19 protein-coding genes are annotated in these 15200 nt (G+C 43.7%); 3 read left to right on the top strand and 16 right to left on the bottom strand.

Features of this window, described 5'->3' with window-relative positions:
- Nucleotides 1-44: 44 nt before the first annotated feature.
- Complete coding sequence (locus C0033_RS26820; protein ID WP_180994526.1) at nucleotides 45-191, bottom strand: hypothetical protein; 147 nt, start codon at nucleotides 189-191, stop codon at nucleotides 45-47.
- 103 nt (nucleotides 192-294) lie between these two features.
- Here C0033_RS26820 and C0033_RS02190 point away from each other — a divergent pair, with 103 nt between their 5' ends.
- The gene (locus tag C0033_RS02190) at nucleotides 295-837 is read left to right on the top strand and encodes an NADH peroxidase (RefSeq protein ID WP_103226233.1); all 543 of its coding nucleotides are present in this window, start codon (nucleotides 295-297) and stop codon (nucleotides 835-837) included.
- Nucleotides 838-955: 118 nt separating this feature from the next.
- On the opposite strand, the gene C0033_RS02185 is transcribed toward C0033_RS02190, so the two are convergent.
- From C0033_RS02185 to C0033_RS02120, 14 genes are all read right to left on the bottom strand, one after another.
- Nucleotides 956-1612, bottom strand: coding sequence for an N-acetyltransferase (locus C0033_RS02185; RefSeq protein ID WP_103226232.1), 657 nt, complete (start codon nucleotides 1610-1612; stop codon nucleotides 956-958).
- A gap of 19 nt (nucleotides 1613-1631) precedes the next feature.
- Entirely contained in the window at nucleotides 1632-1964 is a 333-nt protein-coding gene (locus C0033_RS02180) for a TfoX/Sxy family protein (protein ID WP_103226231.1), read from the bottom strand.
- Nucleotides 1965-2091: 127 nt separating this feature from the next.
- Nucleotides 2092-2739: a peptidylprolyl isomerase gene (locus C0033_RS02175; protein WP_103226230.1), complete on the bottom strand. Its 648-nt coding sequence runs from the start codon at nucleotides 2737-2739 to the stop codon at nucleotides 2092-2094.
- A gap of 152 nt (nucleotides 2740-2891) precedes the next feature.
- On the bottom strand, nucleotides 2892-3827 hold the full coding sequence (locus C0033_RS02170) for a LysR family transcriptional regulator (RefSeq protein WP_103226229.1): 936 nt from the start codon (nucleotides 3825-3827) through the stop codon (nucleotides 2892-2894).
- Nucleotides 3828-3900: 73 nt separating this feature from the next.
- The gene (locus C0033_RS02165) at nucleotides 3901-5163 is read right to left on the bottom strand and encodes an SLC13 family permease (RefSeq protein ID WP_103226228.1); all 1263 of its coding nucleotides are present in this window, start codon (nucleotides 5161-5163) and stop codon (nucleotides 3901-3903) included.
- Between the two features lie 36 nt (nucleotides 5164-5199).
- A complete protein-coding gene (locus C0033_RS02160; RefSeq protein ID WP_180994525.1) occupies nucleotides 5200-6066 on the bottom strand; it encodes an MBL fold metallo-hydrolase in 867 nt (288 codons plus the stop codon).
- A 274-nt stretch (nucleotides 6067-6340) separates the two neighbouring features.
- Complete coding sequence (locus C0033_RS02155) at nucleotides 6341-7051, bottom strand: flavodoxin (protein ID WP_103226226.1); 711 nt, start codon at nucleotides 7049-7051, stop codon at nucleotides 6341-6343.
- Between the two features lie 13 nt (nucleotides 7052-7064).
- On the bottom strand, nucleotides 7065-7895 hold the full coding sequence (locus C0033_RS02150) for an SDR family oxidoreductase (RefSeq protein ID WP_103226225.1): 831 nt from the start codon (nucleotides 7893-7895) through the stop codon (nucleotides 7065-7067).
- A gap of 75 nt (nucleotides 7896-7970) precedes the next feature.
- Nucleotides 7971-8522, bottom strand: coding sequence for a flavodoxin family protein (locus C0033_RS02145; protein ID WP_103226224.1), 552 nt, complete (start codon nucleotides 8520-8522; stop codon nucleotides 7971-7973).
- Nucleotides 8523-8752: 230 nt separating this feature from the next.
- On the bottom strand, nucleotides 8753-9637 hold the full coding sequence (locus tag C0033_RS02140; protein ID WP_207656849.1) for a LysR family transcriptional regulator: 885 nt from the start codon (nucleotides 9635-9637) through the stop codon (nucleotides 8753-8755).
- Nucleotides 9638-9878: 241 nt separating this feature from the next.
- Nucleotides 9879-10340: a thioredoxin-dependent thiol peroxidase gene (gene bcp / locus C0033_RS02135; RefSeq protein ID WP_103226223.1), complete on the bottom strand. Its 462-nt coding sequence runs from the start codon at nucleotides 10338-10340 to the stop codon at nucleotides 9879-9881.
- Between the two features lie 11 nt (nucleotides 10341-10351).
- The gene (gene yaaA / locus C0033_RS02130; RefSeq protein ID WP_103226222.1) at nucleotides 10352-11152 is read right to left on the bottom strand and encodes a peroxide stress protein YaaA; all 801 of its coding nucleotides are present in this window, start codon (nucleotides 11150-11152) and stop codon (nucleotides 10352-10354) included.
- A 618-nt stretch (nucleotides 11153-11770) separates the two neighbouring features.
- Nucleotides 11771-12808 carry a dihydrodipicolinate reductase gene (locus C0033_RS02125; protein ID WP_347501025.1) on the bottom strand — a complete coding sequence of 346 codons (1038 nt, stop codon included), beginning with the start codon at nucleotides 12806-12808 and terminating at the stop codon, nucleotides 11771-11773.
- Nucleotides 12809-12939: 131 nt separating this feature from the next.
- Nucleotides 12940-13794 (bottom strand): MerR family transcriptional regulator, encoded by an 855-nt coding sequence (locus tag C0033_RS02120; RefSeq protein WP_103226220.1) that lies wholly within the window; start codon nucleotides 13792-13794, stop codon nucleotides 12940-12942.
- Nucleotides 13795-14010: 216 nt separating this feature from the next.
- Here C0033_RS02120 and C0033_RS02115 point away from each other — a divergent pair, with 216 nt between their 5' ends.
- Nucleotides 14011-14475: an NAD(P)H-dependent oxidoreductase subunit E gene (locus C0033_RS02115; RefSeq protein ID WP_180994524.1), complete on the top strand. Its 465-nt coding sequence runs from the start codon at nucleotides 14011-14013 to the stop codon at nucleotides 14473-14475.
- Here the strand turns inward: C0033_RS02115 and C0033_RS02110 are convergent, their stop codons facing one another.
- The gene (locus C0033_RS02110; RefSeq protein ID WP_180994523.1) at nucleotides 14476-14784 is read right to left on the bottom strand and encodes a hypothetical protein; all 309 of its coding nucleotides are present in this window, start codon (nucleotides 14782-14784) and stop codon (nucleotides 14476-14478) included. It abuts the gene before it with no gap.
- Between the two features lie 120 nt (nucleotides 14785-14904).
- Here C0033_RS02110 and C0033_RS02105 point away from each other — a divergent pair, with 120 nt between their 5' ends.
- Nucleotides 14905-15111: a helix-turn-helix transcriptional regulator gene (locus C0033_RS02105; RefSeq protein ID WP_103226217.1), complete on the top strand. Its 207-nt coding sequence runs from the start codon at nucleotides 14905-14907 to the stop codon at nucleotides 15109-15111.
- The last annotated feature ends 89 nt before the right edge of the window (nucleotides 15112-15200 follow it).

Below are 15200 nucleotides of genomic sequence, written 5' to 3'. Positions count from 1 at the left end.
TTACTATTTATTATACCTGTCACCTGAGGGAGCGTCAATTCAGTTCACAGATTCGTAAGGTTTTCTTTACAGTTTAGCTTTCTGCCATAACTGATCCCATCTCCAAAAGTTCCTGCATACTGCCAAAACCGGCACGGACGGCAGAGACCGCCGGGGCTGCGAATCGCAACCGTATCAATAATTTTTTTCAAAATAAGTATTGACATTTTCTCAGTTATGTATTATATTAATATCAGTAACAATTACTATTATTAATAAATAAACATTTTATATAAGAAAAGGAGAACACGAATTATGAAGAAATGGGTTTGTACAGTATGCGGATATGTTCATGAAGGAGAAACAGCACCGGAGTTTTGCCCGGTTTGTAAAGTACCGGCTTCTAAATTTGAAGAGCAGAAAGGCGAATTATCATGGGCTGCTGAGCACGTGATCGGCGTTGCACAGGGTTCCAGCGAAGATATTATGATGGATTTAAGAGCTAACTTTGAAGGTGAATGCTCTGAAGTTGGTATGTATCTGGCTATGGCGCGCGTTGCCCACAGAGAAGGATATCCTGAGATCGGCTTATACTATGAAAAAGCCGCTTATGAAGAGGCTGAGCACGCTTCCAAATTTGCTGAATTATTAGGCGAATGCGTAACAAACAGCACAAAGAAGAACCTGGAATTGAGAGTCGCTGCTGAAAATGGCGCTACTGCAGGTAAGTTTGACTTAGCTAAACGCGCAAAAGCGGCTAACTTAGACGCAATCCATGATACCGTTCATGAGATGGCAAGAGACGAAGCCCGTCACGGAAAAGCATTTGAAGGTCTGTTGAAAAGATACTTTAACTAAGATTAGTTAATCCCCCACACTTGAATGATTCCCCCATCATTCTCTTAACTAAAAACAAGCCGCAGCGATTCTATACTCCCCGCTGCGGCTTGTTTTTTATTGTTGTTTCCAAACAAAACTACTGTATCATAGAATGGCTGTGAATATAAAATTCTTCCTGGCTCGGCTGGTATTTCTTTTCCATTTTTTCAAATGTATCGTCGAACTGCTGAATCTCCTGAGCCATTTTCTCCTCATCGATTTCATAAACAGGACTTTGACAGTAGACCCATTTTCTCCCGTCTAAAGCTCCGGGGCTCAGTTCTTTTACCAGCATTGCCGACGGATATGCGCCGTTTGCCAGGCAGACGTTATACTTTTTGCAGCTTTTAAAACCACGGCTCACATAATTGCCCGGGTTTCCAAAGATCACGATCACATCATATCCCAGCTCAGCCGCCTTTTGAAAAGAAGCCTCGATTAATTCTTTTCCATACCCTTCCCTCTGGTATTCCGGCAGCACACTGATGGGGCCAAATGTGAGGATTGACTTTTCTGTCCCCGATTCATCCAACAGTTTTGCTTTTGTATACATTATATTTCCAATGACCTGGCCGTCCAACTCGGCAACCAGATCCAGTTCAGTCAAAAAGTCTTCGTGCGCTCTCATCACATGGGCCAGGTAGTGTTCAATGCAGCCTGGAATATAGAGATTCCAAAAGGCTTTTCTTATCATTTCTTCTACACGCCTGTAATCATGTTCTGCTTCATTTCGAATCGTAATTGCTTTTTTCATTTCTGTCCCTCCGCTTATTTCACTGTTCAGCCGCTTTTTTCTTCTTGGTTTTTGGAGCAGGAAGCTCTTTATAGGTAGCCTGAATCAAAGCAGTCATCAACTCCCTGTCATCCACACTGTCGATAACCAGACATGGCTTAGCGCCCGGATACGGCTCTCCTTCTTCACAATTGGGCAAAAGGGCGGCTCCTTTCTCTGTCTTTTTCACAAAAAACTGGTTATCACAGATCAGTCCGATCACTTTTTTGTCACAGTAAACGGTAAATTCTCCAAACATCTTTCTGTAAGAGATTCCGCCCGCGCCACTGATCTGGTCACAAACATATTCTACAAAATCCAAACTGGATGCCATAATCTACCTTCCCTTCTGATATTCTGTTCATTTATAACCGCTACAATCATTTTTACCATTTAATTATAAAAAAAGCAACAGGACATCCGTGTGTCATGTTGCTTTTCCTTCTGCGGAAGATAATTTATTATTCCACCACTTCGATCTTCTCAATGACCGGCTGGTATTCCTTTTTTACACTTCCATTGTAATCCTCTGCTATTACAGTCTCGCAGATCTTGTCCACCACGTCCATTCCGTTGGTTACATATCCAAAAACAGCATATTCACCATCCAGGCGGTCGCTGTCCTCATGAACGATAAAGAACTGGGAACTGGCGCTGTCCATGCTCTGAGAACGCGCCATGGAAAGTGCACCTCTCGTATGTGATAACGGGTTATTCACCCCATTCTTAGAGAACTCGCCCTTTATCTTCTGATCCGAACCGCCCATTCCGGTTCCAAGAGGATCTCCGCCCTGAATCATAAATCCGCTTATAATCCGATGAAATGTTAGGCCGTCATAAAAACCGTCCTTTGCCAATTTCAGAAAATTCTCCACCGTAATCGGAGCTGCTTCCGGCTCCAATTCTGCTGTAATTGTTCCATAGTCCTTGACGTAGATTTTGACCTGTGGCTTCTCCCCTTCCGTAACCACTTTGCTTTCTTCTGCTGCCGCCTCTGTCTGAGCCTGGGTCTGGGCTTCGGACGGTTTTGTTTCCGCTTTTGTTTCGCTCTTGCAGCCTGATAATACGGTAACCGCCAGCAGCATAGATAAAAGTAGATATTTTTTCATGTTAATCCCTCTCTTCATTGTAATGTATTAATCTGAAGTTGTAACTGTTCAGAGCATCTGCACATTCCCTGTTATGACCATATTAAAATCTATCACTGTAAGGGTACTGAACAATTACCAGGATCTTATTATATAGTGTTTTTACGAAAAGATCAAATTATTATTTCCTGGCTGACGGCGGCGTACACTTCTCTTGCGGTATCTATCAGTTTCTGTATTCCCTTTGACACATCCGTATCCGCCCTGATTACCGCAGAAAAGTTCCAGATTCCATTTTCTTCCCCTTCCAGAGCCAGATAATGAAGGCGCTTGCGAAATACCGACTGGTGCGGCATTGAGGGCACGATGGAGATACCCATCTTATTCTCCACCGCCGAAAAGATCAGCCCCAGATTCTCAATCTCACTCACCACAGGAGGGTTAAAATGCATATGTTTCAGATAGTTTCTCATAAACCGGCCGGTATTCATGCTGGCGGCAGGTATGATAAACGGGCAGTCCTTCCACCTCTCGGCCCGCACAAATGGGTAGTGGCAGCCCTCCATTTCCACAGCTTCTTCCAACAGGAAATGGCCGTCATTTACCAGAAGAACCATATCCTCTCTGGCAATGTGACAGCAGATATGTTCCGGCGGTTCCGCGGCCGTATTCACAAAAACTACATCCAATTCGTGATTTTCCAGCATTTGAAGCAGGCTGCTTTTTGTATTTAAAGAGACCTTCGTCTGAAATTCGGGATATTTCCTATAAAACAACGGAAGAAGCCAGGAAGCTAAAAACTCTCCCCGGCTGGCGGATGCGCCTATCTTGATTACATTGGTATTGTCATGAATGATCTGGTCCAGTTCCTCCTGCATTATAAGATTCTGCTGCAGGATGGCTGCTGCATGTTTCAGGTAGCATTCCCCTGCCGCAGTCGGCACCAGCTGTTTTCCCGCCTTATAAAACAGGGATGTGCCCAGTTCCTCTTCCGTTCTCTGCAGGAAGCGGCTGAGCGCGGGCTGGGTGATGTACAGCCGCCCTGCCGCTTTCGATATGCTCCCCTGTCTGGCAATTTCCACAATATAGGCGTAATCCTTACTGTTCATAAATATTCTCTCCCTGCATTCTCAGCTCGCTGTCATTTTGGTATTCTCTTACCATTATACCTCATTTTTCCGTTTACAGCCAGACAAGAGGAATCACCACGAATGCCACCACGATACTGCACGCACATTCCAGCAGCCCCCATTTAAAGATTTCCTTAGGGCTGTAATGTCCGCCTTCCATAATAAATGCCAGAATCGGTGTTGCCATAGGAGTCAGACAGCCGATAGCGCTTCCGAACAAAGCTGCTGCCACAAATGCATATGGTTCAATTCCCATGGACTGTGCGATGGCAATTCCGATGGGAGCCATCAGGGAAGCCGCCGCATTGTTGGACATAAATTGTGTGATCAGAGCCGTAGCCAGATAAATCACCACGATAATCATAAACGGCGATGCGCTGTTGCCTGCGATTCCCATAATTCCTTCCGCAATCGCATTGCCAAGGCCGCTGGTTTCCACACCCTTTGCCACCGCTGTCATTCCTCCGATCAGGAATACGGTGCTCCAGTTAATGTTTGCAAACATCTGCTTTTGGTTCAGACAGCCAAGCAGTACGGATGCCACACCGCCTATAGCCGCACACATATACATAGGACAGATATCGGAATTTATCACCATTCCCGCGATCGTCAGAACTAAGATTCCGCAGGAGACCAGCATTTTTCCATTCAATTCCTTTGGAAGATTTTCCGCCTTTGCAGCTTCCGCCGCATCCGGCGCCACATAAGTGGTTGGTAGGAACTTATGCATGAGGAAATACAGGACTATAATCCCAAATATAGCTCTCGGAAGCCCGTACCATGCCGGTTCCAGGAATTCCCATCCCCTGTATCCGCTTTCGATCAGAATGGATGCGGTTGCCGAACACATTCCCGATCCGGCTAATGTCATAAAAGATCCCATTCCAATACCAGCGAATAAAGGCAGTAAAATCCGGTTTACAGAAATGCCCGCCGCCAAACAGATGGAACAGAAAATCGGATACAGTATCATCAGGGCTGCGGAACCGCTGCACACAGATGACAGTATCCATCCGGATACAATCGCCACAACCTGAAGGCTTCTCTCCCCTTTTCCGGTAATACTTACAATCTTACGGCCCAGCCATCCCGCAAATCCGGTATGGAACATTCCTCCGCCTACGATCATCATTCCGATCATAAGAATGATGGAACTGGACGTATAGTAATTAAATGCTGTCTTTACCGGCAAAAATCCGGCCAGAGCCATTGCAATCGTGCCGATTACAACCACCACTGCGTTAGGAAATTTGGGACTGAAAAACATGAATACAACTGCTGCCAGTATAATGGCTGCTATTATCATTGGTGACATAATAAATCCCCCTGTCTTAAACTCTTTTTATTCGTTTTAATTACCTGCCTCCATAAAGGCGTTGAACTGCTCTGTCAGCGTATCAATGAAATTGACCCACTCATTTGGATCCACAAATGGATTGTTGGACGGATCTGCGATCATGCGCTCCCTCTTTTCAAGGGTTTCATTCTGTCTCGGATGATTCCCTAAAACCACGTCCACCTGCTCTCCTCTCACCTTTTGAAGGGAAGCCAGGAACTGACTGCGGCATTCAAGAGGCAGTCCGTCGTGGATTAATGCCTTTTTATAGAGCGTATTGTAACCTGCTCCTCCAAAATATCCCACATGATAAATCTTTCCCTCCTCTTTTGTATCGAAGAAAAAGCTCATCACCCCCGGGGAATGTCCCGGCGTATGGATGCACCGGATGGAAGTGCGGCCCAGCTTTAAAATCTGCCCGTCTTCCAGCTCTATATCCGGCTGGAATATGGATGCATATGGATAAGGGCAGGCCTCCATATAGACAAGTTCCGGCCTGTTTCTGAAAATATCCGCTCCCGCCTTGCTGATCGCCAGCTTGCATCCATACAAATCCTTAAAATCATTGGCAGCGCCGATATGGTCAAAATGTTCATGAGAATGAATGATATATTTGATATCCTTAGGGTTAAACCCGCATTCCCACACCGCCTGAACCATCAGATGAATGGAATGCTGAAAACCGCTGTCAAACACGATCAGGCCATCCCCCGTATCGATCAGATGGGAACACACCTTCTGATCTCCAATATAATAGACATCTCCAATAATCCGAAACGGTTTCACATAATATCTGGACGGATGTGCATAATAATCCAGATTCTTGGTTTTCTGAACCTGCTGCAGTTCTTCATAACTTTTTTTATATTTCTCTAAATCCATAACTCCTCGCATTCTGCCTGATAAACGGCATTTCAATTTATATCTTTCTGACGGGGATATGCATATTCCTTATCGATAGTTTTATTATATTAGACAGGATCATATAAATCAAATGCATATATTTTCTTTTTTCATTACATTATGTAATACATTATTTATTCTCACTCCACAATTTCGGCAAAATAAAATGGCGACTCTGATTCTGCTGTTCAAAGCCGCCATAAGCTGAATGCCGTTATATAACGGCTTATTTTTAGGAGATGTAATCTGTGGGTTACTCAATTATGCCATTTTTCTGTAACCACCGGGTTACTAATCCTTCGGTTTCTTCTTGATTATTTTGAGCCGTGCTTCCCGAAACAGCAAGCCCGTCTAAAATTACTGCATTGGGAAATAAGTCCGATATTCTGTCCTCAGTTAAAGAAAGCCCGCTTCCAGCATGAGTACAAAAGGGCACAATTGTCTTGTTGGAAAAGTCATGGCTTTCTAGGAAAGTATAAACAGGCATAGGCATATCGCCCCACCATATCGGATAACCAATAAAAATTATGTCATATTCCGAAATGTCCTCAATATTATTCACGAGTTCAGGGCGTGCACGTTCTTCTTGTTCCCGCTCCGCAGCTTTTGTAGCTTCATCATAGCTATCAGGATAAGCTGATCCGGTGCGGATTTCAAACAGATCACCGCCTGTTTGTTCAGCAATTATATCTGCTACAATACTTGTATTTCCTTTTTCAATATAACCGACACCATAGTTTTCACCTGTGCGGGAAAAATATACGATTAAACTATTGGCCTTCTGATTATCAGCTGCTTCCGGTTGAGAGTTGTCCCCCATAACGCTGCGTGAAAGTGTTAAAGGTTTTACAGATGCCTCAGACTGCTCTAACTCTGTATTAAGCGGCTCGCTGTTTCCTGCGGGTGTACTGCAACCGCCCAATACCAACAATATCATCAACATCATTGCTGCTATTTTTGTCATATCATCACCTCTCTTACTCTTGCGGTTTTAACGGGCCATAAAAATAGCTTGAAGTAGCGCCGCCATCGACTAAAAAAGTAGATCCGGTGATAAAAGCCCCTTTATCGCTCATAAGCAATTCCGCTACATTTGCAATCTCATCTGCTGTTCCCGGCCTTCCTGCCGGACACTTTTCAAACATATTTTTGTAGAAATCTCCGCGCGGGCCGTTAAACTCGTCTATCGCAAGCGGAGTGACGACAATGCCGGGAGCTATATCATTCAAACGCGCCCCACGTTTTCCCCATTTTACGGCTTCTGCCATAACCCGTTTTTCATTACAGCGTTTTGCCATCTGATAGGCGTGCAGCGTATCGCGTATATGTTCCGTCTGTAAAATATCAAGGTCCAGCAATTCTTCTGTTGGCGTTACAGCAAGAAGTTCGTCCTCTTTCGCAGTCAACGCGGGCATGCGCCAACCGGACTGGCTTGAGATCGTTACGCCTGCGCCGCCTTGTTTGATAACTTTCCCGACTTCTTCCAACAAAACGGCCGTTCCGTATAAATCCACTTTTAAAATTGTTTCAATCGGCGCTTGACTGGGGGAAACTCCGGCTGCATTGACTAACATAGCAATTTCGCCGTATTTTTCTGCTTCCGAAATCAGTTTTAAAATGGAGGCACGGGAGGATAAATCCATTTCCACAGCAACAGTATCAAAACCTGCGTCATTCATAATTTGGGCGATCGTTTGGGCATTATCAATATTTTTATCACCTATTACAATTTTTTTACCATACCCCATTCTGCGGGCAATCGCCATTCCTATTTGCCCTGCCCCTGTCAAAATCATTACATCCTTCATTCTGAAATCCTCCTGACTATTTTCTGTTTTATTGATCCAACGCGTTAGCATTCCTTTTAAGTAAGCAGTATATCCTTAAATGCATTTGTTTTTTCCCGTCAAAGCATTACCGGTCTCATAGGCTTTTTTGTAAGAGGGATGCTTGTAAACATCGCCTTTGTCCCAGGTTCCGGTTCCATAAACAATCCCCTTTTCTTTTGCTCTCGGCAGACAGCGGAGATATCCGCGCAAACCTGCGATTGTTTCGTCGGCAGCAGTATGTTCAGGATCAGCGGCAGTAATAATGTAGTAGAACTCCTTGTTTTTAATTTCCTGATAGCGGGGTAAGCAGCGGTCAATCATTATTTTCATCTGTGCATCCATAGAATAGAAATAAACAGGTGTTGCCAATACAACCACATCGGCATTGATTAACTCTTGCAGAACCAGTTCCATATCGTCACGCTTCACACAACGATTTGTATTTCTGCACCCGTAACAGGCGGTACATGGGCTAATATCCATTTTAGCCAAATTAATTTTTTTAACAGAATGTCCTGCGTCCGACGCTCCTTTTAAAAACTGGCTGCAAAGGACATCGGAATTTCCTCCCTCACGAGGGCTTGCATTAATCGCTAAAACTTTCATCTCAACACGCCTTTTTTTATTACATGATTGTTTTCACTTTATATTTTACAGTTTTATACCCCAGCCGCAATTCAAGTTAAAGGACGATTCCATAAGAAAAACTTATAAGAAGGCCCGCGCTTGTCCAGACAAGTACGGGCCTTCTCAATGTATCCTATTCATTTTTGCCTTCTTTTCCAAGTTTTATTACGATCAGCGCAGTAAATGCGCAGATCTATTGAACCGTTACGTTAAACTTCAAATTGTGCCTTTAATATATCAGCGAAATCTTCAATGTAGTAACCGGAGTTATCCGCTTTCCAAAATGCGCAGTAATTCCGCTTAATCGGTTTTCCTTTGCGTGTAAGCCGAATACGGCGGATAGCCGTACCCACCTGAATAGTATTCCCGGGCCCCTCAATCGGCATAAATCCTTTTCCGCCCAGAACCATTAATCGCGCCGCTTCAAGGTTTTCGGCAAATAATATCTCACTTTTAATACCGACGATATCACGATAATAAGTACTCTCATTTTTCTGCTGATTTTGTGAAGCGATCAAAATACAAGGGATGTCTCTCAAATCGTTTATTTCTACGCTTTCAGATGAAGACAAGCTGTTTCGTGCCGCAATTTCTATACAGCATTCGCTTGTAGTTAATATGAAATTAACATATTCATCTGAAAATGCCCTTCTCTGGTCGCTCAGTATCAAATCGACTTTACCATAACGGAGTTCATCATATAATTCCTCATGGTTTCCATTGATAATTTGTACGGAAACATTTGGGTATTTTTCCGAAAACGCAGCAACCGCTAATTGGAATTCCTGTCCTCCGTAACATTTTAAATATCCGATATGCAGTTCCGGCATATCTTTGCGGGCGATGCGGGTTGTTTCTCTGCAAAGCTTTTCAAAATCCTCAATGAGCGTAAGGCTCTGTTTATAAAAATGCTCTCCTGCAGGGGTTAATGAGAACTTGCGATTTTCGCGGTTAATCAGTTTTACACCGAGTTCCTGCTCTAATGCCCGCATTTGCTGCGATATTGCAGATTGTGAGATATAGCATTCCTCGGCCGCTTCGGTAAAACTTTTATATCGCACGATTGCCTGAAAATACTTAATTTGCTTTATCATTATTCCCGCCCTTTCTTCCGATTCTATCACTAGTGCTAATTATAATCATATCATCGAACAAAATCAATTAACAGATAAAATTAAGCGCCGCATTTTGCCCTGCATGAAACTCCCCGCATCCTTACACGATACCCTGTAAAACGGAAAAACGGCATAGCCGAAGCTGCGCCGTTCCCCGAAAACATTCCCATTCTGTATTATGAATACCGCCCTCAGTAAAAGGCTTTTTCTATACGGATTTTTATTTATTCTCAAGATAATCCAGAATCTCCGCCGCGTTAGTATCCGGCTTCACTTTGGGATATACTTTTTCAATGATTCCATTTTCATCGATAATATAGGTGGAGCGGACAACGCCCATGCTCACCTTTCCATAAAGTTTTTTCTCCTGCCACACGTCGTATGCCTGAATGGCTTTCAGTTCCGGGTCCGATACGAGGATGAAGGGCAGGTTGTATTTTTCCGCAAATTTCCGGTGGGATGCCTCGCTGTCCTTGCTGACGCCGATCACCACCACATCATTCCGGCGAAATCCTTCATAAGCTCCCGCAAATGCACATGCCTCTTTGGTGCATCCCGGTGTATTATCCCTTGGATAAAAATATAATACCACCTTTTTTCCCAGATAGTCTGACAGGCTGATCTGTTTTCCATCCTTGTCATTCAATGTAAAATCCGGCGCTTTTATTCCTGCTTCCAACATAATTCTCTCTCCTATTCTATTTCCGCCGTTTCCGGCTTTTGATTCTTTAAAAGGAACACATAATTCCTGTCGTCCGATCTCTCTTCTGAAAACGCATAGCCTAAACGGTCAAACTTCCTGATCTCTTTTGGATCTTCAATCTCCCGTTCCGCCATAAACCGGACCATCTCTCCCCGGGCCATCTTGGCCTCGGTTCCCTTAACCTTTACTTTATAGTCCCCTTTTTTATCCTGCTCCATACAGCCGAATATACAGTTGATAAATACATCCTCCGGCTCCAGATAGGCTTCAACCGCCTTGCTGTACTCTTTAGACGCCAGGTTGACGATCACATGATCCTCTTCCGTCACCCTGCGATAAATTCTGCTGCCCCAAAAGCGGTACAAATCACGGAAATGATCATTTTCCATGCAGATATCCACCTTAGACTGCATCTCCAGCCGGTACGGCACAATTCCCTCTAAAGGCAAAAGCGCCCCATAAAATCCTGATAAAATAAACAAATGCTTCTGCACATAATCCAGCTGTTTCTGACTGAACACATCCGGCGCCATATACTGATATTGGATTCCTTCATAGGATAAAATGGCAGGCGTCAGGCGTTCTTCTAAATTCATATGTAAAAAACGTTCATAGTTAAGAGCGGCTATCTTATCATTGCATTTCCAAACTGCCTTTGCATCTTCATAGGACAGCCCTCTGATGTATCTTTTCAGCCCTTCTGCTTCTTCCATATAACGTGGCAGGCCGGATATCTCCAGGCTGTCGTCCTTTACGTTCATTTTTTTCGCGGGGGATATGATAATTTTCAAAGAATCTCCTCCAGTCTGTTTTTCCTAAGTTTCTATAATATTATACTGTATTTAGCTTCATTAGAAAAGCCTTTTCGAATATCCCTCACAGTCTCAGTGTACTAAAAAAATTGTTATTTAACGGGGTTGGCGAAAGGGGGACGCATGGAATGGGGAGGCGGAGCCGGAAGACGCAGGTCGGAGGGGCTGTCCGGGCCGGGGAAGGAAGATGCAGCCAATTGGGATTCGGGATTCGCCCCTAAGAACTACTAAGGCCCGTAAGGACAGAACGAGGCAGGCCAAGCAACAGCCGGAAAGAAGGGGAAACCTGGGCGGGCGGCGGAACTAGAGAAAGACAGGGGATCGTGTGCAGACCCTTAGTGATACTTGGCCGGCAAGAGTGGAAAAAGGCAGACAAATACTGAATTCCGAATCAGTATTTGAGGCGCCACTGAACGATGAAGTCATAAAGAGTTCATCGTGAATGGCGCCGCGCTGCCTTTTTCCGCTCTTGGCGGCCTAGTATCACTTAGGGTCGTAACCCGAATCCCCTGTCTTTCTCCAGTTCCGCCGCCCGCCCAGGTTTCCCCTTCTTTCCGGCGTATCTTTCTAAACTAAACAAAGATTTGCAACATTTCCTTAATCTTCCAGGTACATGTGCATTGGGTATGTCATATATTGTACATCTTCCAGTTTTTCTACGGTAATATATCCGGCCGGCGCATTGAGGATGGTTGGAATCCTGTTTACGATGGTTGCGCATGTATGCTCTACCGTTGCCGGTTTTGTTACGTAGAAGGTGGTATCCGGTTCGCCGATAATCTTCCAGTCGCACATATCCCCGTCATCCGGTCCATATACCTTGCCGATACACTGTGTCTCGATCACAGGTCCCTGGAAGGTCTCTGTTGTCACAACTGCGCTCATTCCGATACAATTGCCCTTTGGAATGGTCTTTCCAAGTGTAGAGGAATAGAGATCCGTATCGTAGAAATAAGGAACGCATTTCTGGGTCTGGGATTTGATGGTCCAGCCCATCTTATTGCAGAGAGCTTCGTTGGAATTCCATACATAGCAAGGTTCCAAAGTGGTCGGATGAGCGATCTTTTCTTCAAATTCTTCCGGTGTAAGGCCTGCTCCGTGAGCTTCAGCCAGCGCCAGACCGTAATCTTCCACGTTATAGCTGACAGCGCCTTCAATCTTATCGATCCGGTGAACGCCGCCTGCCACACAGCCGATCATATTGATCCAATAGATATCCTGCATGCCTGCTCCCACGATGGTGCAGCCATTTTCTTTTGCCAAAAGATCCAGCCTGTTTGTGATGGAAGAAGCGGTTGTCCATGGATAGATTGCCTCTTCACAGGTGGTTACCACGTTAATTCCTCTGGATACACATTTTTCAAAATGAGGATATACGTCTTCCATAAAACTGAATAAGGTGACAATTGCAATATCCGCATCGCATTCGTCCAGAACCGCATCCGCGTCATCCCGGATCGTAACACCCAGTTTAAAGCCAAGTTCTGCATAATCGCCCACATCCATACCCACAACTTCCGGGTTCACATCGATGGCTCCTACAATTTCCGCACCTTTTTCATACAGGTATCTCAAAATATATTTGGCCATCTTTCCGCATCCATACTGTACTACACGAATCTTTTCATAATTCATCATCGCTCACTCCATCCTTTCCATGAAATCGGGTTATCTGTTATCTTCATTATAAGGCTTATACAGAGTATCAAGTCTATTGAGCATTATTACCAATTTCAGGATTAATTATTAGTCATTATTACAATATGTCAATGGATGCGCACTGGTATCTGAAGTCTAAAAAACATTCCCCGTTCCGTATAATCAAAAGGCATCTCCACAATCACCTCACAGATATAATCCCCGGTTACGGTATAATGCTTTTCTTCAATTTCCGCTAAAAGGCGGTCTATATACTCTTTTTCTTTTTCAAAACGGTCACAGTAAATGCAGAGATAGGTGCTGGACGGGATGGATGTGATCAGCTCATCCGCCACATACTCCCGGTCCACGAACACAAATACCTCTGTAGAATATAAATTTCGTTTCAGAAACCGGTCTTTTCGCAGAATTGTACCCGCATTGGCAAAATAATAGGGAGAAATCCTGTGATCCGCCATATCTTCTTTTAAGATTCGCAGAACCTTTTCATATTCCGCTATGTCATAATCATAAAAATTGATCTTGGTATTGGTCACGTACATCTGACGTTTCGGAATGTATTCCATCACAATAGCTCCGTCCGGAGGGGCGGATTCATACCGTTCATAGCTGTCGAGAGCCCGTTCTATGGCCATCTTCTGTAAATTCAGATCCCGCATTTTTTCATCGATGGCATCCCGGTTCTCCCTTAAAAGCTGCTTGATTTTACCCATATCCCATTCCGCCATATGGATCTTGATCTCTTTTAAAGACATTCCCAGCACTTTCATGTACTGGATCGTGTCTAACTGGGCGCTTTGGCGGATATCGTAATAGCGGTATCCTGTTTTTTCATCCCGGTAAAGAGGCGAAAGAAGGCCCTCCCTGTCGTAAAGCCGCAGAGTCTGTTCTGAAATATGGTTCAGATTTGCCATCTGTCCAATTGTCATTTTTTTAACATCAAGATTACTCGTTTTTAACATTATGCACAACCTTATATAATTTTCATTACCAGTATCTATCATTATTATATAAAATAAACTTGATACTTACAATAAGGTTTTTGATAATTATTTGACACTTAGTCCGCTGTCTTTTTGCTTTCTTCCCATTTTTAAGAAAATCCCCCCTTGCTTTTTTCCTCAACGCTCTGTAGAATTGCCTTATTATAAGATCCAGGAGAGGAAAGAATGCCTGACATGAATGAAATTTTACAGGAAATAATCACCTATTACGAAAAAGACTGCGATATGCCCAATACAGAAAAACTTCTCCCCATGCTTCGGGAAATCCAGGAGGCGGAGGGATATATACCGGAATTTGTTAAACAGACAGTCTCCGAACGCTTTGACTTAAAATCCACTTATATCAATGCTGTGATCAAACGCTATCCCAGCTTAAAAGAGCAGCCTTACAAATATGAAATCAAGGTCTGCACCGACGGCCGATGCGCTTCTAAGTCTGCTTTGTCCGTGCTTCAGGAATTTGAATCCATATTGGGTGTACAAAAAGGCCAGGTCACCAATGACAACTTATTCTTACTGAACACCTGCCAATGCCTGCACCAATGTGCCAAAGGTCCTAATGTTATGATAAACGACCGGCTATACAGCCAGGTCACCCCTTCCATGGTCAATAAAATAATCAGGGATTTCCGTCCCTGATTATTCTTCCATCATAAAAGTAGTCTCTCCGACTGACTCTCCCATTTCCAGTTTTTCCCTGCTCTCATACAGATAGATTTCCAGCTGGTTTGATTTCCCGTTCATCTTGTCGTGAAACTCCCTTATCTCATGGAACAGCATGTCTGTATCATCTGATTTTTCATTTATAATTACACTGATTCTGGTATTTTTATATCCGCCGTTGCTGCTGATCAAACTGCTTCTAATATCAAATTTCCTGTGCTCATCTCCAGATTTCCGTATCCCCCATTTTCCATGATATCCGATTCCCATACATAAAAATAACATAATAAAGCATACTGTTATAGTCCTCTTCATACAGCTCTCCCTTTTCCAATATTATACCCATAAATTCGGGAATATTCAATATGAAGTTTCCTACGTACAATATCTTTATGAGGTGAGCAGATGATAACTTTTGAACCGTTATGGCAAACGCTGAAAAACAGAAAGATCACAACCTATGACCTGGTAACAAAATATAACATGAGCCGCGGTACGCTGGATAACTTAAAGCACGACCGCAGCATCACTTTGAATACGCTGAACGATCTGTGCAATACATTGGAATGTGATATTCCCGAAGTAATCAAGTATACGAAAGATGAAAAATGAGCTGCAATTACATGAATTGCAGTTCATTTTCATTTTAAGCTCCGTCAAATCTTCCTGCTCATAGAATACTATAAATAGCATCTTCACAT

Origin of the sequence: Clostridium sp. chh4-2 (assembly GCF_002899675.1) — a bacterium.
In the GTDB taxonomy this organism is placed as follows: Bacteria; Bacillota; Clostridia; order Lachnospirales; family Lachnospiraceae; genus CHH4-2.
This window is presented reverse-complemented; position numbering and strand designations above follow the sequence as displayed.